The following is an 18,202-nucleotide window of genomic DNA, read 5'->3' as shown; positions in this document are numbered from 1 at the left end:
GGGTCGGGATCAGGAGGTGCGCGGCGGGGTGAGGAACAGGCGCTGGCGCGCCTTGTGCTCCTCGTACGTCGTGCGGGCCTGCCGGGTCGAGTCGAGCGTCGAGGTCTCGCTGACCGGGACGTCCCACCACGACTCCGAGCTCGGGGCGTCGACGAAGGGGTCGGTCTCGACGTAGATCACGACCGGGTCGCTGCCGGCCTTGGCGACCTTGATCGCGTCGGCGAGCTCGGCCTTGGTCGTGGCGCGCAGGACCTCGAGGCCGAAGCTGGCGGCGTTGGCGGCGAGGTCGACGGGCAGGAGCTCCCCGTCCAGGCGGCCACCGGCGCCGCGCTCGCGGTAGCGGGTGCCGAAACGCTGCGAGCCGAGCGACTCCGAGAGCGCGCCGATCGAGGCGTAGCCGTGGTTCTGCACGAGGACGGTGATGACCTTGACGTGCTCCTGGACCGCGGTGGCCAGCTCTGTGGCCATCATCAGGTACGAGCCGTCGCCGACCATGACGAAGACGTCGCGGTCCGGGCAGGCCATCGCGACGCCGAGACCGCCGGCGACCTCGTAGCCCATGCACGAGTAGCCGTACTCGACGTGGTAGCCCTTCGGGTCCCGCGTGCGCCACAGCTTGTGCAGGTCGCCGGGCATCGAGCCGGCGGCGCACACGACGACGTCGCGGGGGTCGGAGACCTCGTTGACGGTGCCGATGACGGCGTTCTGGGTGAGCAGCCCCTCCGGCGTCTCGGTCTCGGCGTAGACGCGCTCGACCGTGGCCTCCCACTCGGCGTCGAGCGCGGTGTAGCGCTCGACGTAGGCCTGGTCGACGTGGTGGCCCTCGAGCAGCGCCGTCAGGCCGTCGAGCGCCTCGCGGGCGTCGGCGACGACCGAGAGCCCGGACTGCTTGACCGCGTCGAGGCCGGCGACGTTGATGTTGACGAAGCCGACGCCCGGGTGCTGGAAGGCCGTCCGGCTCGCCGTCGTGAAGTCGGAGTAGCGGGTGCCGATGCCGATCACGAGGTCGGCCTCGGCGGCGACCGCGTTCGACGCCGTGGTGCCGGTGGAGCCGATGGCGCCGAGGCACTGCGGGTGGTCGAAGACGAGCGTGCCCTTGCCGGCCTGGGTCTGCCCGACGGGGATGCCGGTGGCCTCGCAGAAGGCCGCGAGCGCGTCGGTGGCGCCGGAGTAGTGCACGCCGCCGCCGGCCACGACCAGCGGGCGCTCGGCCGCGCGGATCAGGTCGGCCGCCTGCTGCAGCACGGCGCGCTCGGGCAGCGGCCGGGCGATGTGCCAGACGCGACGCTCGAACAGATCGGCCGGCCAGTCGTAGGCAGCCGCCTGCACGTCCTGGGGGAAGCAGACGGTCACCGCGCCGGTGGCGGCCGGGTCGGTGAGCACGCGCATCGCGCTCAGCAGCGCCGCGGGCAGCTGCTCGGGGCGCCAGACGCGGTCGAAGTAGACCGAGACGGGCCGGAACGCGTCGTTCACGGTGACGTCGCCGGCGTACGGCTGCTCGAGCTCCTGCAGCAGCGGGGACGCGGAGCGGTCGGCGAAGGTGTCGGCCGGGAGCAGCAGCACCGGGAGCCGGTTGATCGTCGCCAGCGCGGCACCGGTGAGCATGTTGGTCGCACCCGGGCCGACGCTGGTCGAGACGACCCAGGTCTGGCGACGCTCCTTCATCCGAGCGTACGCGACGGCGGTGTGCACCATGGCCTGCTCGTTGCGCCCGAGCACGTACGGCAGCAGGTCGGGCGTCTCCAGCTCGGCCTGCAGCAGCGCCTGGCCGATCCCGGCGACGTTGCCGTGGCCGAAGATGCCGAGGCAGCCGGCGAAGAGCTTCTGCTCGACCCCGTCGGACTCGCTGTACTGCGCGCCGAGGAAGCTGATCGTCGCCTGGGCGACGGTCATCCTCACCTTCTCTGCCATCTAGGACCCCTCCTGGGTCAGTCGCGGGTCGACCTCCTGGTCCGCCCACGCGGAGCGGACCCAGGTCTGGTCGGGGTGGTCGCTGATCAGCCAGGCCCGGCCGTGCTCCGCACCGAGGTGCGGCGGTCCGGCCATGACGTTCAGGTAGTACATCGCGTGCCCGGGAGCCGCGACCGCGGGCCCGTGCCACCCGTGCGGGACGAGCACGACGTCGCGGTCGTGCACCTCCTCGGTGATCTCGATCGGGTGGCCGGGCGAGGAGGAGGTCCGGAAGAAGCCGAGACCCGGCTGGCCCTGCGGGCCGGCGGCGACCTCGAAGTAGTAGATCTCCTCGAGCTCGCTCTCGTGCTCGGAGGCCTCGTCGTGCTTGTGCGCCGGGTACGACGACCAGTTGCCGTCCGGCGTGATCACCTCGCAGGCGATGATCGCGCCCGCGTCGAGGTTGTCCGGGGTGCCGAAGTTGCGCACCTGGCGGCTCGAGCGCCCGGCCCCGCGCAGCTCGACGGGCACCTCGGACGCCGCGCCGTAGCGGACGGGCAGGCGCCGGTCGGTGCGGGCGGAGCAGAGGGCGAAGCGGCCGCCGCGCTCGCTGTGCAGCGTGACCGTGGTGCCCGGCGGCAGGTAGACGAAGTCGGTCGGGCCCGCGAAGACGTCCGCGCGTCCGGTGAGGTCGACGTGGCTGCCGTCGGCGTCGACGGTGGCCCCGCCGCTGAGCGGGACGACGACGACCTCGTCGGCACCGGTGTCGAAGTGGTGCTCCTCGGCCGCGTCGAGCGCGACCACGCGCAGGCCGGAGTAGCCCCAGCCCGCCGACTCCGGCGTGACCTCGAGCTCGTACGCGCCGTGCCCGGCCGTGCCGGCCGGGAGGTAGAGCTCGGTCATCGCAGCAGCCCCACGGCGGTGTCGACGGCCTTGGCCACGTCGTCGTCGGCCGGGTAGAGCATGGTGCGGCCCAGGACGAGGCCGCGGACCGACGGCAGCGCGAGCGCGGCCGACCAGGAGGCGTACGTCTCGTCGGGCGAGCCCTCCGGGTCGCCGCCGAGCAGCAGGGTCGGGAGGGTGGTGGCGTCCATGACGCGCTCCATCTCGTCGACCACGGGCAGCTTCATCCACGTGTACGCGCTGGAGGCGCCCAGGCCGGAGGCGATGGCCACGGACTTGATCACGGCGTCCGGGCTCAGGTCGTTGACGACCTTGCCGCCGACGCGGCGCGACATGAAGGGCTCGACCATGGCGACCAGGCCGGCCCGGTTGCACTCAGTGACCACACGCCCCTGCGTCTCCAGCGTGGCCACGGTGCCCGGGTCGTCGAGGTCGATGCGGGTGAGCATCTTGAGCCCGTCGAAGCGGGCCTCGAGCGTGCCGCGGACGTCGTAGCCGGTGGCGCGGTCGTCCATCTCGAAGGAGGCGCCCTGGATCCCGCCGCGGTTGAGCGAGGCGAAGACGAGCTTGCCCTCGAGCGCGCCCATCAGCAGCAGGTCCTCGGCGATGTCGGCCGTGGCGAGCAGCCCGTCGACCCCGGGGCGGGCCAGCGCGGTGGCGAGCCGGTCGAGCAGCTCGACGCGGTTGGCCATGGCGTTGCGCCGCCCGGAGGCGCCGAGCGCGCCGCGGGCCGGGTGGTCGCAGGCGACGATCATCAGCTGGCCCTCGGCGCCGAAGAGGTCGCGCCGCTCGCGGGAGGCGAGCAGCTCGCCGATCCGCTGGGGCTCGCGGGCCCGGACCTCGGAGATCTCGGAGACCGAGGACACGAAGCGCGAGCCCGCGCGGTCGGTGGCCCTGGTCCCGTCCATCGTCGCGGTCACCGCCCGGCCCCGGCGAAGTGCACCGCGAGGGAGTCGGCGAGGCGCTCGTTGGGGTCGCCACCCGCGAGCAGCGTCTCGATCTCCTCCTGCGTCGGCATGGCCGTGGAGCACTCGAGCCGGCTGGCGACGATCGCCCCGGCGGCGTTCGCGTGGCGCAGGACCTTCTCCAGCGGCCAGCCCTCGAGCAGGCCGTGGATCAGCGAACCGCCGAACGAGTCGCCCGCGCCCAGGCCGTTGAGCGGCCGGACCGGGATCGGCGGGGCCTCGACGCGCTCGCCCGAGCGGGTCTTGGCCAGCACGCCCTTGGGGCCCTGCTTGACCACGGCGAGCTCGACGCCGGCGGCGAGCAGGGCGTCGGCCGCGCGCTCGGGCTCGGTCTCGCCGACGGCGACCTCGCACTCCTCGCGGTTGCCCACCGCGACGGTGACGTGCGGCAGGGCGCGCTGGATCTGCTCCGTCGCGTGCGCCGGGGTCTCCCAGAACATCGGGCGGTAGTCGAGGTCGAGGACGGTCCACGTGCCCTGTGCTTGGCGAGCGCCGGCCCGCGCGTCCAGGACGGCGAAGTGGCTCTCGCGGCTCGGCTCCTCGCTGAAGCCGGTGACCGACAGCCACATCAGCCGCGTCGCACGCACCGCGTCGAGGTCGATGTCGGCCGGCGTCACCTGGAGGTCCGGGGCGGTGGGCTTGCGGTAGAAGTACAGCGGGAAGTCGTCCGGCGGGAAGATCTCGCAGAAGGTCACCGGGGTCGCGTACGTGTGGTTGGTGACGACGTGCTCGTCGGTCACGCCCAGCTCGCGGAAGGTGCGGCGCACGAAGCGGCCGAAGGGGTCGTCCCCGACGCCGGTGATGATCGCGGTGCGGTGGCCGAAGCGCGCGGCGGCGACGGCGACGTTGGCGCAGGTGCCGCCGAGGTACTTGCCGAAGCTCTCCACGTCCTCGAGGCCGACACCGACCTGCAGCGGGTAGATGTCGACGCCCGCGCGGCCGAAGGTCAGCACCTCCAGCTCGGCGCCGTCGACCGGCCCGGTCGACTCCCCCGCCGGCTGCTGGGGCAGGGCTGACTGGCTGGTCATCGCTCTCCTTCGAGTTCTCCGACGTGCGGTCGGTCGACGTGCCCGACGCTACGGGTCGGCGCTGACAGTGTCAACGCTTTGTCCTGACAAATGGTCACGAGCGCGCAGCGGCTCAGAGGTCGCCCTCGAGGAACTGCGCCCGACCGAGCCCGAAGGACCAGTCGGCCCGGGTGTTGGCGGCCACCGAGACCACCAGGTCGGTCGGTGCCAGGCCGCACTCGGCCTTCAGTCGCTCGGCCAGGCGGGCGTACAGGGCCTGCTTCTGCTCGTCGGTGCGGCCCTGCTGGAAGACCTGGACGAGGACGCGGTCGTCGGTGCGCTGGAAGCCGAGCCCGGTGTCGGCCAGGATCAGGTTCCGCGCCGGGTGCTCGTCGACGACCTGGTAGCGGTCGAGCGGCGGGGCCGCGAAGACTTCTTCCAGCACCTCCTGCACCACGTCGGCGAGGCGGCGCAGCGCGGCCGGCTCCCGACCCTCGACGACGTCGATCCTGACCAGCGGCACGGCCCGCCCCTTCCCGAAGTTTGTTCGGACAAACTAGCAGGAGCAGCGCGGGGGGTTCAAGGCCGCCCCGTACGATCGGGGGCCCGGCGACCGCCGGGACGACGCCGAAGGAGCCGCATGGAGCTCGACCCCGGACGACGACGCGAGCTGGCCCAGCAGGGGCGGCTCTGGCTGCTGTCCCTGGTCTGCGCGTCGGTGGGCGCGTACGTCGTCTGGCGCACCGACAGCGTCTACGTCGGCATCGTCGGCTTCCTGATCACCTTCGCGGTGCTGGGTCCGGTCCTGTTCGTGTACGAACGGCACCGGCGACGAGCCTCGGGGCCGGGGGCAGCCGGGTCCCGCCCGAGGCGCTGAACGCCTCGAGCGCCAGGGCGGCGAAGCGGCGGGCCGCCGCGTCCCGCTCCACGCCCGCGACGGCGGCGATCCCGCGGTTGGCGAGGAGCACGAGGACGAAGTCGTCGAGCACGAAGTCCGGCCTCAGCCGGCCCGCCCGCTGGGCTCGGCGGGCCAGGCCGTCGAGCATCCGCAGCGACGAGGCCCGGTGCGCGCTGAACACCTCGACGTCCGGCCTGACCGAGGTGAACGCGGCGACGAAGCCCTGGTTGCGCACGTTCAGCACGCTCAGCCCCTCGACCACCGAGCAGAAGCCGCGCCACGCGTCCGGGTCGGCGCAGCCCTCCTCGACGATCCTCCGGCAGGCCCGGACCTCGTCGGCGAAGACGGCGTCCACCAGCTCCTGCTTCGTCGGGAACCGCCGGTAGAGCGTCGCGGGCCCGACCTCGGCCCTCCTCGCCACCTCGCGCATCGTGACGCCGAGGCCCCGTTCGGCGAAGAGGGTCCGCGCGACCGACAGCACCCGGTCGCGGTTGTCGCGGGCGTCCGCCCGCAGCATCTGAGGCGTCCGCCGCCCGATCGTCCTCGCTTGACCAAGTGGACGGGTGCGTCCACCTACGGTCGCAGCGTAGCCACCCCGGCAGCCGGGTGGCAGGACGGAGGCAGCGGTGCGGTCGGTGCAGGTCAGACGCTTCGGGGACCCCGACGGGCTGGAGGTGGTGGAGGTCGCGGAGCCGGCGCCCGGCGAGGACCAGGTGCTGGTCGCGACCGAGGCCACGGGCGTCGGCGGGGTCGACGCCGTCATCCGGCGCGGCACGATCGGCGGGCTCGGGTTCTCCCCCGGCTTCGTCCCGGGCAGCGAGGTCGCAGGCACCGTGGTCTCCGTCGGTGCCGGGGTCGACCCGACCTGGGTGGGACGGCGCGTGTGGGCGTTCACCGGGACCGGCGGGGGCTACACCGAGCGCGCCCTGGCCCGCCTCGAGGACGTCGTCCCGCTCCCGGAGGGGCTGGGTGCGGTCGCGGCCGTGACCCTCGGCAGCGCCGTCCCCGTCGCCCGCTTCGCGCTGGCCCACGGGCACGCCGCACCCGGCGGGTCGGTGCTCGTGCGCGGGGCGGCGGGCAGCCTCGGCATCGCGGCCGTCGAGCTCGCGGTCCGGGCCGGCGCCGCCGCGGTGGCGGTCACCACGTCCTCGCCCGCCCGCGGCGAGCGGCTGCGCGCCCTGGGCGCGACCCACGTGCTCGATCGCCGCGGCGCCGGCGACGGGCCTGCGGCGTACGACCTGGTCGTCGACGTCGTAGGCGGACCCGACCTGCCGGACTTCCTCGACCGCCTCGCGCCGAACGGGCGCCACGTCCTGGTCGGCGTGGTGGGCGGCATGCCGCCGGCCGACTTCGGCGCGCGCCTGCTGGCCGCGTTCCGGCAGTCGCGGTCGTTCTCGACCTTCAGCCTGGACACCGTCGCGCGGGCCGACCTGCGGGCGGCCCGTGCCGAGGCCCTCGACGCTGCGGCGCGGGGCGAGCTCCACGCCGTGGTCCACGACGTGCTGCCCCTGGAGGCCGCGGCGCAGGCCCACCGCCGGATGGACGAGGGCTCGGTCTTCGGCCGGATCGTGCTGGTGCCCTGAGGCCACCGGCTCTCGGGCAGGCGGTCAGGGCCGACGGCGCAGGCCGACGAGGAAGCCGGCACCCCAGGACAGGTGGGTGACGGCGAGGACCAGCGGCAGGCGTACGCGGGCGGCGTCCGACATCGAGCGCGCGGTGACGGCCGACCCGCCGAGGATCACGGCGGCGTACCCGCCCGGCGCGGCCCAGCCGAGCCGGAGCAGAGGTGAGCCGGTCAGCGAACCCACCAGCGCGGCCGCCGTGCCGGCGGCGATGGCCAGCGTCGCGACCGGCGGGGCGAGGTAGCGCACGTTCGCGGTGTCGGGGTAGCGGCGGATGACCTCGCGACGCCACTTGCCGGTGTCGTACATCTGCTTGGCCAGGGCCCGCACGCTCGAGCGGGGCCGGTAGGTCACCCGCAGCTCCGGGGAGAACCAGATGAGCCGGCCGCTCGCCAGCAGGCGGTGGTTCAGCTCCCAGTCCTGGGCGCGGTGCATCGTCTCGTCGAAGCCGCCGACCGCGCGCAGCGCCTCGCGGCGGAAGACCCCGAGGAACACCGTCTCAGCCGGGCCGGCCTGCGACTCCGCGAGGTGGAACGCGCTGCCGCCGAGCCCGAGCTTCGTCGTGTACGCCGCGGCGACGGCCTCCTCGAAGGGCGTCGAGCCCTGCGCGTCCATCACCCCGCCGACGTTGGCGGCGCCGGTCTCCTCCAGCAGCTCCACCGCTCGGCGCACGTAGCCGTCGGCGAGCATGCCGTGCCCGTCGACCCGGACGATGACGTCGTGCCGCGCGGCGCCGATGGCCAGGTTCAGCGCGTGCGGCGTCCGTGCCGCCGGGTTGTCGACGACGGTCACGCGCGGGTCCTCCGCCGCGATGGCGTCGGCGATGGCCCGGGTGCGGTCCCGGCTCGGGCCGACGGCCAGCACGACCTCCAGCTCACCCGCGTACTCCTGGGCCAGCACGCCGGCGACCGCCGCGCCGAGGTGGCGCTCCTCGTTCAGCACGGGCATGACGACGCTGACGCCGGGCCAGTCCCTGCTCATCGCTCCACCCCGCCTGTCGTGCCTGCCGCGCCTGACCGTCCTCTACCCCCTGCCGAGGTCAGGCCGAGCAGACCTTCGACAGGTTGGAGGTGTCGGCACCCTTCTTGCCCGGGTCCGACGAGCTCGCGCTGGTGCTGCTCTTCTTCGGCGCGCTGGTGGAGGCCCCGCCCGCCGGTGCCGCCGAGGCCGACGGCTTGGGCTGGTCCATCGCCTCGGACTTCGCGATCTGGTCGCCGATCGCCGCGCGGATCTTCGGCAGGTTCGGGTTGCTGGAGTCCTTCATCAGCGGCGGGACGACGGCGATGCTGCCGACCGGCTTCGACTTCGCCTTCTGCGCGAGGTCGAGCATCGTCGAGATCTGCGAGCTCGGGATGTCGGTGGCGACGATCTCCTTGCTGGCCGAGGCGATGCCGTTGAACTTGGTCAGCACGGTCATCGGGTCCAGCTGGTTGAGCATCGCGTTCATCACGCACTTCTGCCGGACCATGCGGTCGTAGTCGCTGGAGTCCGAGCGCGACCGGGCGAACCAGAGCGCCTCGCGGCCGTCGAGGTGACGGTCCTTGCCCGCCTCCACGTAGCCGTAGAGCTTGGCGTGGCCGCCGCCGATCGGGACCTTGCGGTAGACGTCCATCGTGATGCCGCCGACCGCGTCGACGAGGTCCTCGAAGCCCTTGAGGTCGATCAGCGCCCAGTAGTTGATCGTCAGGCCGGTGACGCCCTCGATCGCCTCCTTGGTCGCCTGGGCCCCGGGGTTCTTCACGCCCGGGTAGAGGTTCTTGTGCTCCGAGGCATAGGTGTAGACCGCGTTGAGCATGCAGCTGTGGTCGGCGCAGCGGAAGCCGTCGGGGAACTTCGCGTGCATCGGCGACGACGCCGGGAAGGGCGCGCGCTCCATGTTGCGCGGCAGGCTGACCAGGACCGTGCGGCCCGTGACCTGGTCGATGCTCGCCACCGTCATGCTGTCGGGTCGCAGCCCCGTGCGGTCCGCGCCGGCGTCGCCGCCCATGAGCAGCACGTTGATCCGGCCGTCCTTGGCCGCCTCGTCACCACCGCCGGCGAACACCGTGCTGACGAGCTCACGCTGGGCGGAGACGACGTTGGCCGAGGCGACCAGGCCCGCCGCCACGGCGAAGGCCAGGCCCAGGCTCAGCAGCGCGAAGCCGAGACGGTGGCGCCGGGCGAGGTCCGGCGGGTTGCTCAGCCGCCACGCGTCGAGGAAGAGCAGCGCCCAGCCGATGCCGAGCACGACGAGCGCGACCTGCACCACGCGCAGGGTGGCGGAGCCGGTGAGCACCGTGATCGCCGCGGTGTGCCAGGCGAGCAGGAAGAGCGCGGTGAGCAGGGCGAGGACCCAGATCGCCGCCCAGATGCGCAGCGCGAAGCGGCCGACGCGGCGGTTGCCGGCGGCGACCTGCGCCGAGCCCGGCAGCACGAGGGTCATGAGCAGGAAGGTCAGCCCGCGACGGAGCTTGACCCCCTCGGCTCGGCGCTGCGAGGTCTGCAGCGAGTCGGTGATCAGACGGTCGCGCTCGGCGCCGTCGAGGGACTCGTCGAGGTGGGCCTCGCGCTCGGGCGTCAAGGTGCTGGACACCGGGTGGAGCCTCTCTGCCGACGGCGTGGACGGACCGCCGGAGCGGGCCGTCCGTCAGTATGGGCAGGCATCGGGCCAGCCCTGGGTGTGCCACGCCGGTCCGACGCGGCTTGCCTCCGGGAGGGCCCGCGGTCTGACGCCGGAGCACCCCCGCGCCGGTAGCCTCGAGGTCATGCCCAGCCGCCGCGAGGACGACCTGGACTGGCTCTACGGGCGCGAGCGCAGCCGGCCGGAGCCCGAGCCCACGCGCGTCATGCCCCTGCCGTCGCCGCCCGAGAGCCGCGCCGGCGGGGTGCCGCCGCGCTCCTCCGTCGCCGCTCCCCCGGCTCCCGCCCGACCGGTGCCGCCGGCGTACCCGTCCCCCTTTGGCCGCCCCGTGCAGCCCGGCGGACCGGGCGACCCGTACGGCCCCTCGGGTCCGGTCGGGCCGGGCGGTCCGGGGGTCCCCGCGGGCGGGGGCGCGAAGCGGCCGCGTCGCCGGCGCCCGGTACGGACCGTCCTCCGCACGCTCCTGGTCCTGCTGCTCGTCGCGCTCGTCTGGCTCGTGGGGGTGCCCGCGTACGCGTGGAACCAGGTGGGCCGGGTCGACGACACCCCGAGCGGCAAGCGGCCGGGTGAGCAGCCGGGCGAGACCTTCCTGCTGGTCGGCTCCGACTCCCGCGAGGGGCTCTCCAAGGCGCAGCAGAAGAAGCTCGGCACCGGCGACGTCGCGGGTCAGCGCACCGACACGATCATGCTGGTCTACGCTCCGCCGACCGGGAAGCCGGTGCTCATCTCGCTCCCGCGCGACTCCTACGTCACGGTCCCCGGGCACGGGCAGAACAAGATCAACGCCGCGTACGCCATCGGCGGCCCCGAGCTGCTGGTGCAGACCGTCGAGCAGGCCACCGGCCTGCGGGTCGACGGGTACGCCGAGGTGGGGTTCGGGGGCTTCGTCGGGGTCATCGACGCGCTGGACGGCATCCGGATGTGCATCCCGTCGGCGATCAAGGACCGCGACTCCCACCTGGACCTCAAGAAGGGCTGCCAGACCCTCGACGGGACGACGGCCCTCGGCTACGTCCGGATGCGCAAGGCCGACCCCCGCGGCGACCTCGGCCGCGTCGAGCGGCAGCGCGCGATGCTGTCGGCCGTCGCCGCGAAGGCCGCCTCGCCGGCGACCGTGCTCAACCCAAGCCGCTACTGGGAGCTGTCGACCGCGACCGCCTCCGCGGTCAAGGTCGGCGACGACACCACGATCGTCGACACGGCGCGGGCCGGCCTCGCGCTGCGCACCGTCTCCGCGGGCGACGGACTGACCCTCACCGTCCCGGTGGCCAACCCGGGCTACGCCTCGCCGGTGGGTTCGGCGGTGCTGTGGGACGCGTCGAAGGCGGACGACATGTTCGGCCAGATCGCCAAGGGCGACACCTCCAAGCTCGCCAAGTTCGCTCAGTAGCGGAGTCTCCACACGCACGGCAGCAGTGCGGCTCCGCATCAGCAGACCAGGTGGCGTGTGGTGATGCGGGTGTTGCGCAACGGTCTCTGCTGCGGGTCGACCCATCGTGGTGGGGTCCAGGTCGGGAGCCGCTCGATCATCCGGCACGTCCAGCCCCGGGCCAGGAACTGTCGGTGGTGGTAGCGGCACAGCAGGGTCAGGTTGTCCAGATCCGTACGGCCCCCGTCGACCCACGCGACGACGTGGTGGCGCTCGCACCACTCCGGTGGGTGCTCACAGCCCGGGAAGCTGCACCCACCGTCTCGCGCGATGAGCGCCATCGTCTGACCCGGTGTCGCCAGCCGACTCGTCCGTCCCATCGAGAGCACGACGCCCTTCGCCTCGACGACGACGGGGTGGACGACGGACTGCTCGACGAGGTCCGCTACCGCGGCCGCGCTCAGACGATTCCCGTCGCTCGTGACTCCCGTGCCGGTGCGCTGCTGCAGCTCGTCGAGCCCGACCGTGACGATCACGCTCGTCGGTGTGCCGCCGGAGTCGGGCAGCGTTCCCGAGCGCAGCAGCCGGTCGCACACGTTCTCAAGGGCGTCGTGCAGGCGCTGGCCGTGGTGGCGCGGGTCGACCTCGGTCACCGACCGGCCATCGACCTCACCCACCACGCTGTTCCGCGGTGCCGCCAAGGGTGAGAGGACCGCCTTCAGCTTCGCCCCGAGGGTCGGGGTCAGCCGGAACTCGCCCACGCACATCCCGTCCCGAGCGGTCCGAAGGGTGAGGTGGCGCCGCTCGGCGTCGACCTCGTCGGCGGGCAGGGTCCCGTCCGGGTCGACCCGCTCGACCACCTGCCGGGCCAGGTCGGCGAGCGGCTTCGGGGCGAACGCGACCACGAACCCGGCCAGCAGCTCCTCCGCCGCGCTGACCTCGACCGGGTCGAAGCCACGATGATCGACGGTCGCGAGGGCGCGCAGGCACACGTCGACCTGCTCCGGGCTCGCGTCCCCGGCCTCCTGTGCCGCGGCGAGCGCGGGCCGCAGCGGCGCCAGGGGCTCCCCGGTCACCGAGCGCCGTGACCCGAGCTGCTCGGCAGCCCGCACCCGCCGGGCCGCCTCGCCCCGCGACAGGCGCAGCGCCGAAGTCAGGACCCCGGCCATGCTCCGCTGGGTCAACGTCTCGGGCAGCCGGCGGGCCTCGCCCTCGGCGACCAGCGCGTGGTCGAGCAGGGCGTGCCGGTTGCGCAGCCGCTCGACCCGCTGCAGCACCGCGACCAGGCCCAGGTCGTCATGATCGCCCAGACCACCGTCACCCACCAGCTTCAGCAGATGGTCGAACGACGCCTCGTGCGCAGCCAGGGCGAGCTCGACCGGCGTCGCCTCCACCAGCCCGGCCCCGTCGTCCATGTGCAGGACACTACGGAAGCCCACTGACATAATCGAACACGTGAGCGAATCTCGCCCCGCCAGAACATCAGGCCCTAGAGGTACTGCCCCGTCCGCACGTCCTCGTGGCCCTGCTCGGGCGGGTCCGGGAACGCGCCGATCGGGCTGCGGAGCAGCAGCTTGCCGTTCTCGGGACCGAGGGTGAGCACGAGCCAGGCCGCGCCGGTCACCGGGCAGCTGCTGACCGACGGCGGCAACGGCCCGTGGCGCCGGAACGCGGGCTCGAGCACCGGCGGTGTGGCCACGGGGACGAGGTGCGCAGCGGCGTACGCGAAGGCGAAGGTTCCCGACAGCCCGGTCCAGCGGCGGCACTGGCAGTCGGTGTCGGCGGCGGGGAGGCGTGGCACCACGTAGCCCATCCGACGCCCGGGCAGCAGGCTCACGGCCCACGTGGTCAGCACCGGCAGCAGCAGGATCCAGACCAGGAAGCACGTCAGACCCGGGGAGGTCCGCCAGCTCGTCGCCGGGCCGTGCGCCGCCGCGGCGTCCCGGGCGGCGGGGAAGATGAGGATCCCGAGCACCAGGGCGACCAGGCCGAGCACCAGCGGGGAGATGCGGCGGCGCCCGCCGATGGGTTCCTCGTCGGCCACGGAGCGTGGCAGCAGCCAGAAGGCACGCAGCCCGGCCCGCTCGCCGTAGTTGTCGAGCACGTTCGTCGCGAAGCGGTCGAGCCCGGGCTCGCGGGCGAAGATCTCGGTCGCCCCCACCACGAGGCCGGCCACGATGGCGATGACCGGGTAGCCCGTCACCCCGCTCACGAGGAACGCGACGGCGGTGAGCGCGAGCAGGATCCCGCGCCGGGCACGGCGACGGCCGCGAGCACCCGGGGGCACGTACGCGGCGAGCGCCTCCTCGATGCGCCGCACGTGCGGGTTGGTCCGGTTCACCGCGTGCAGCAGCAGCGCGGCACCCTGCGGGTCGCCGCCGAGGCGGAGCCGGTCGGCGGTCTCGAGGACCAACGAGGGGTCGGAGACGAACGACTCCGAGGCGCCGTGCAGGAGGTCGGTCCCGACCCGCAGCCGCCCGGCGGCGTCCTTGACCGCGACGGCCGCCGGCTGGTCGGCGTTCGAGCCCCACCACTTGACCCGACCGGCCTTGCCCGTCGGCGCCTGACGCGGCCGGGAGGCGATCACGTCGGCGGCGAGGCGCGGCACGACCCGCCGCCCGCGGTCCCCGAGCCGCTGCAGCTGGGCGAGCGACGCGGACGTCAGGCCGGCGTCCCCGCGGGCGTCGCCCACGCGCAGCAGGCAGTGGGCCATGTACGTCGCCCAGTCGGTAGCCGAGACCATCGGCGCGACCTGACGCAGCCAGACCAGCGCGCCGTCGTCGCCGAGCGCGGCGCGGCACGTCGCCTGGACGAGGTGGTCGCGCTCGAGGTCGTCACCGGTCGGCGGTGGCAGCGTCACGTCGGCCGGCAGCACGGCCAGCGCGTCGGCGTACCGGCCGGCCATCATCAGCAAGGAGGCGTGGCGGCCGGCCGCGCGTTCGGGCAGCGGGCCGGGGCGCTGCATCGACGCCTCGAGCAGGTCGACGGCGAGGTCGTCGAGGTCGAGGTTGCCGACCGCGACCGACCAGGCGTCCGCCGCGGCGGCGACCCCGGTGCGCGTCTGCAGCACCGAGCCGCCGGCGAAGAGCTCCTGCTGCCCGAAGGTGCTCGGTGGTGGCCCGAAGAGCTGTGCGGGGTCCTGCCCGGTGGTCATGATCGACATTCTCGTGGGCCGTCAGGCCGTCCGGGTGGTTTTCCCCAGCCCCGCACCTGAGAACCTGCCGAGAGCCGGAGGCCTTCTAGCGTCGCAGCAGCTGACGCGCCATGACCACGCGCTGCACCTGGTTGGTGCCCTCGTAGATCTGGGTGATCTTGGCGTCGCGCATCATCCGCTCGACCGGGTAGTCGCGGGTGTAGCCGTAGCCGCCGAAGAGCTGGACCGCGTCGGTCGTCACCTGCATGGCCACGTCGGAGGCGAAGCACTTGGCGCTCGCCCCGAACCACGTCAGGTCGGGGTCGTCGCGCTCGGAGCGACCGGCGGCCGCGTACGTCAGCTGCCGCGCGGCCTCGATCTTCATCCCCATGTCGGCGAGCATGAACTGCACGCCCTGGAAGTCGGCGACGGCGCGGCCGAACTGCTGCCGCTCGGCGACGTACGCCAGCGTCGCGTCGAGCGCGCCCTGCGCGATGCCGACCGCCTGCGCGGCGATCGTGACGCGGGTGTGGTCGAGCGTCCGCATGGCCAGCGCGAAGCCGCCGCCCTCCTCGCCGATCATCCGGTCGGCGGGCACGCGGACGTGGTCGAGGTAGACCTCGCACGTCGGCGAGCCCTTGATGCCGAGCTTGCGCTCGGGCGCGCCGAAGGAGACGCCCGGGTCGGACTTCTCGACGACGAAGGCGCTGATTCCCTTGCCCCTCGGGGCGGCGGGGTCGGTGACGGCGAAGACGGTGTAGAGCTCGGAGACGCCGGCGTTGCTGATCCACCGCTTGGCGCCGTCCAGCACCCACCCGTCGCCGTCGCGGACCGCCCGGGTCCGCATGGACGCCGCGTCGGAACCCGCCTCGGACTCGGACAGGCAGTAGCTGACCATCGCCTCGCCACGGGCGAGGCGGGGCAGGTAGCGCTGCTTGAGCTCGTCGCTGCCGGCCAGCACCCAGGGCAGCGAACCCAGCTTGTTGACCGCGGGCACCAGCGAGGTCGAGGCGCAGGCGCGCGCGACCTCCTCGATGACGATCGCGACGGCCAGCGCATCGGCGCCGACGCCGCCGTACGCCTCCGGCACGTGCGGGGCGTGGAACTCCCCGGCCCGCAGCGCCTCGTAGGACGCCCAGCCGAACTCGGCCCGTTCGTCGACCTCGGCGGCCAGCGGCGCGACCTTGTCGTCGCACAGCTCGCGCACCGCCTCGCGGATCGCCTCGTGGTCCTCCGTCGGCCGGAACAGGCCCGTGGTCACCTCGTCGTCGAAGCCCATGCGGGCAGCGTAACCCCGGAAGTTACTGGTCGGTAACTTGTCGGGCCGTCGACTTCTGCGCAACCGTCGAGAGGTCCGACGGCTCGTCGCGGAGCTGGCGCGCCAGGAGGGTCCCGGCCGCCGTCGCGACCGGGAAGGCGACCACGGCGACGAAGGGCACGGACAGCAGCAGGAAGCAGGGCACGCCGAGCCCGAGGCTGCGCCAGCGGCGTCGGGCCAGGGTCTGCCGGCGCTCGCGGAGGGTGAGCACGCCGCGCCGCTCGAGGGGGCTGCCGACCAGCTCGATCACCAGCATCCAGCCCCCGAACAGCGCCCCGCCGACCGCGGCGACGACCTGCCCGGCCACGGGCACGAACCCGACGCCGAAGAGCACCACCGCTCCCGCCGCGGAGACGAGCACGAGGGCGACGGACTGCCGCACGGCGCGGACGGCCCCGGTCCGCAGCGGCTCGTCGAGCGGTGCGGGGGCGCCGGCGCAGGACCGGTCCACGGCCTCGCTGATGCGGTCGTAGACCGGCGAGCCGAGGGCGAGGGTGAGCGTGCTGAAGACCAGCACCATCAGCAGGACCGTCCCGCCGACCAGGAGCGTGCCGACGACGACGCGCGCGGTCAGCGCGAACCCCTCGCCCCACGACGACGCGAACGGCGTGAGCCAGGTGGTGAGAGCGGGCAGCTCGGCGACCAGCAGGACGAGCAGCACGACGAAGAGCACCGAGGTGATCAGCGGCGGTACGGCGCCGAGCCAGAAGAGCCGCGGGCGACGCAGGAGGAAGGAGGCGGAGCGGGCGAGCAGGGCCGCGCCGCCCACGACCTCAGCCGGGGCGGACGGCACGGCGCACCGCCTCGCCCTTGGCCTCGGCGACCGCGCGCAGCTCGTCCTGGAAGGCGAGCACCCGGGCGGTCAGGTCGGCGTCGCCGGAGGCGAGGATGCGGACGGCCAGCAGACCGGCGTTGCGCGCCCCGCCGACCGAGACGGTCGCGACGGGGACGCCCGCGGGCATCTGCACGATCGACAGCAGCGAGTCGAGCCCGTCGAGGTGCTTGAGCGGCACCGGCACGCCGATGACCGGCAGCGGTGTGACCGCGGCGAGCATGCCGGGCAGGTGCGCCGCTCCCCCGGCCCCGGCGATGACGACCTCGAGCCCGCGCCCGTGGGCCGCGTGGCCCCAGGCGAGCATCGCGTCGGGCATCCGGTGCGCGGAGACGACGTCGGCCTCGTACGCGATCCCGAACTCCTCGAGCGCGTGGCCTGCCGCCTGCATGGTCGGCCAGTCGGAGTCCGACCCCATGACGATGCCGACCCGCGGCGGCACGGTCTTGGGCAGGCCGGTCTCAGGCATTCGGGTCCCCCATCAGGTAGCCGGCGGCGTGCCGGGCGCGCCGACGGACCTCGACCAGGTCGTCGCCGTATGTGGTCACGTGCCCGACCTTGCGGCCGGGCTTCACCTCCTTGCCGTAAAGCTGGACCTGCAGCCGGCGGTCGCGCGCGAAGCAGTGCAGCAGCGTGGAGGGGAGGTCCGGCTCGCCCCCGCCGAGGACGTTGGCCATCACGGTCCAGTCCTCGCGGGTGCCGGGGTCGCCGAGCGGCAGGTCGAGGACGGCGCGCAGGTGGTTCTCGAACTGCGAGGTGTGCGCCCCGTCGATGCTCCAGTGGCCGGTGTTGTGCGGCCGCATCGCCAGCTCGTTGACGACCACCGTCCCGTCGCGGCGCTCCATCAGCTCGACGGCCAGGACACCGACCGTGCCGAGCTCCCCGGCGACCTGCAGGGCGAGCGCCTGGGCGGCCACGGCCTGCTCCTCGCTCAGCCCGGGCGCCGGCGTCGTGGTCTCGACGCAGATCCCGTCGCGCTGGACCGACTCCGACACCGGGTACGCGACCGCCTGGCCCGAGGGCGAGCGCACGACGAGCGCGCTCAGCTCGCGGGTGAAGTCGACGAACTCCTCGGCGAGGATCTCCGCGCCGGCACTCAGCCCGCCGAGCGCGGCGAAGGGCTCCTCGGCCTGGTCGGGGGTGTCGATCTTCCACACGCCCTTGCCGTCGTAGCCGCCGCGCGAGGTCTTGGCGATCACCGGCCAGCCGGTCTCCTCGCCGAAGGCGCGCAGGGCGTCGGCGTCGGCCACGACCCGGTACGCCGGGCAGGGGATGCCGGCCGCGCTCAGCCGGTCGCGCATGACGACCTTGTCCTGGGCGTGGACGAGGGCGTCCGGCCCCGGGCGCACGGCGACACCGGCGGCCTCGAGGTCGCGGAGCAGGCCCGTCGGGACGTGCTCGTGGTCGAAGGTGATCACGTCGACGCGCTCGGCGAAGGCGCGGAGGGTGTCGTGGTCGGTGTAGTCGCCGACGGTGACGTCGTGCACGACCTGCGCCGCGGAGACGTCGGGCCCCTCGGCCAGCAGCGCGACCCTGATGCCCAGCCCGATCGAGGCCTCGTACATCATCCGGGCCAGCTGGCCGCCGCCCACGATCCCGACGACGAAGGGGCGTACGGGCGCGGAGGTCGTCACGCCGCGCAAGG

Annotated in this window: 16 protein-coding genes; 2 read left to right on the top strand and 14 right to left on the bottom strand. The window is 73.8% G+C overall.

Annotation, left to right across the window (positions count from 1 at the left end; translation table 11 throughout):
• Positions 1-9: 9 nt before the first annotated feature.
• The 6 genes from iolD to BLU42_RS02090 form a co-directional block, all read right to left on the bottom strand.
• Positions 10-1,911 (bottom strand): 3D-(3,5/4)-trihydroxycyclohexane-1,2-dione acylhydrolase (decyclizing), encoded by a 1,902-nt coding sequence (gene iolD / locus BLU42_RS02115; RefSeq protein WP_091072989.1) that lies wholly within the window; start codon positions 1,909-1,911, stop codon positions 10-12.
• A complete protein-coding gene (gene iolB / locus BLU42_RS02110) occupies positions 1,912-2,793 on the bottom strand; it encodes a 5-deoxy-glucuronate isomerase (protein WP_091072986.1) in 882 nt (293 codons plus the stop codon).
• Complete coding sequence (locus BLU42_RS02105; RefSeq protein WP_091079107.1) at positions 2,790-3,701, bottom strand: Cgl0159 family (beta/alpha)8-fold protein; 912 nt, start codon at positions 3,699-3,701, stop codon at positions 2,790-2,792. Before BLU42_RS02105 ends, iolB begins: the two co-directional genes overlap by 4 nt.
• 8 nt (positions 3,702-3,709) lie before the next feature.
• The gene (iolC, locus tag BLU42_RS02100; protein WP_091072984.1) at positions 3,710-4,786 is read right to left on the bottom strand and encodes a 5-dehydro-2-deoxygluconokinase; all 1,077 of its coding nucleotides are present in this window, start codon (positions 4,784-4,786) and stop codon (positions 3,710-3,712) included.
• Between the two features lie 112 nt (positions 4,787-4,898).
• Positions 4,899-5,288 (bottom strand): tautomerase family protein, encoded by a 390-nt coding sequence (locus BLU42_RS02095; RefSeq protein WP_091072981.1) that lies wholly within the window; start codon positions 5,286-5,288, stop codon positions 4,899-4,901.
• A gap of 256 nt (positions 5,289-5,544) precedes the next feature.
• Positions 5,545-6,180, bottom strand: a complete 636-nt coding sequence (locus BLU42_RS02090; RefSeq protein ID WP_091072978.1) for a TetR/AcrR family transcriptional regulator — start codon at positions 6,178-6,180, stop codon at positions 5,545-5,547.
• Between the two features lie 118 nt (positions 6,181-6,298).
• Between BLU42_RS02090 and BLU42_RS02085 the strand changes: the two genes are divergently transcribed.
• Positions 6,299-7,246, top strand: coding sequence for a zinc-binding dehydrogenase (locus BLU42_RS02085; protein WP_231918402.1), 948 nt, complete (start codon positions 6,299-6,301; stop codon positions 7,244-7,246).
• A 24-nt stretch (positions 7,247-7,270) separates the two neighbouring features.
• Here the strand turns inward: BLU42_RS02085 and BLU42_RS02080 are convergent, their stop codons facing one another.
• Both BLU42_RS02080 and BLU42_RS02075 read right to left on the bottom strand, forming a co-directional pair.
• Positions 7,271-8,266: a glycosyltransferase family 2 protein gene (locus BLU42_RS02080; protein ID WP_091072973.1), complete on the bottom strand. Its 996-nt coding sequence runs from the start codon at positions 8,264-8,266 to the stop codon at positions 7,271-7,273.
• A 58-nt stretch (positions 8,267-8,324) separates the two neighbouring features.
• Positions 8,325-9,857: an LCP family protein gene (locus BLU42_RS02075; RefSeq protein ID WP_231918401.1), complete on the bottom strand. Its 1,533-nt coding sequence runs from the start codon at positions 9,855-9,857 to the stop codon at positions 8,325-8,327.
• Between the two features lie 172 nt (positions 9,858-10,029).
• Between BLU42_RS02075 and BLU42_RS21565 the strand changes: the two genes are divergently transcribed.
• Positions 10,030-11,295, top strand: a complete 1,266-nt coding sequence (locus BLU42_RS21565; RefSeq protein WP_091072970.1) for an LCP family protein — start codon at positions 10,030-10,032, stop codon at positions 11,293-11,295.
• Positions 11,296-11,333: 38 nt separating this feature from the next.
• Here the strand turns inward: BLU42_RS21565 and BLU42_RS02065 are convergent, their stop codons facing one another.
• From BLU42_RS02065 to BLU42_RS02040, 6 genes are all read right to left on the bottom strand, one after another.
• Positions 11,334-12,689, bottom strand: a complete 1,356-nt coding sequence (locus BLU42_RS02065) for an HNH endonuclease signature motif containing protein (protein WP_172825733.1) — start codon at positions 12,687-12,689, stop codon at positions 11,334-11,336.
• Positions 12,690-12,763: 74 nt separating this feature from the next.
• A complete protein-coding gene (locus BLU42_RS02060; RefSeq protein WP_157719723.1) occupies positions 12,764-14,428 on the bottom strand; it encodes a hypothetical protein in 1,665 nt (554 codons plus the stop codon).
• An 85-nt stretch (positions 14,429-14,513) separates the two neighbouring features.
• The gene (locus BLU42_RS02055) at positions 14,514-15,686 is read right to left on the bottom strand and encodes an acyl-CoA dehydrogenase family protein (protein WP_091072964.1); all 1,173 of its coding nucleotides are present in this window, start codon (positions 15,684-15,686) and stop codon (positions 14,514-14,516) included.
• Positions 15,687-15,708: 22 nt separating this feature from the next.
• Complete coding sequence (locus tag BLU42_RS02050; protein ID WP_091072962.1) at positions 15,709-16,518, bottom strand: EI24 domain-containing protein; 810 nt, start codon at positions 16,516-16,518, stop codon at positions 15,709-15,711.
• Positions 16,499-17,026, bottom strand: coding sequence for a 5-(carboxyamino)imidazole ribonucleotide mutase (gene purE / locus BLU42_RS02045; protein WP_091072959.1), 528 nt, complete (start codon positions 17,024-17,026; stop codon positions 16,499-16,501). Before purE ends, BLU42_RS02050 begins: the two co-directional genes overlap by 20 nt.
• Positions 17,019-18,200, bottom strand: coding sequence for a 5-(carboxyamino)imidazole ribonucleotide synthase (locus BLU42_RS02040; RefSeq protein WP_407940245.1), 1,182 nt, complete (start codon positions 18,198-18,200; stop codon positions 17,019-17,021). Before BLU42_RS02040 ends, purE begins: the two co-directional genes overlap by 8 nt.
• Positions 18,201-18,202: the final 2 nt, after the last annotated feature.

Origin of the sequence: Microlunatus sagamiharensis, from assembly GCF_900105785.1 — a bacterium.
GTDB classification, from domain to species: Bacteria; Actinomycetota; Actinomycetes; order Propionibacteriales; family Propionibacteriaceae; genus Microlunatus; species Microlunatus sagamiharensis.
Note: the sequence above shows the minus strand (reverse complement) of the source record. Positions and strands in the feature narration are given on the sequence as shown.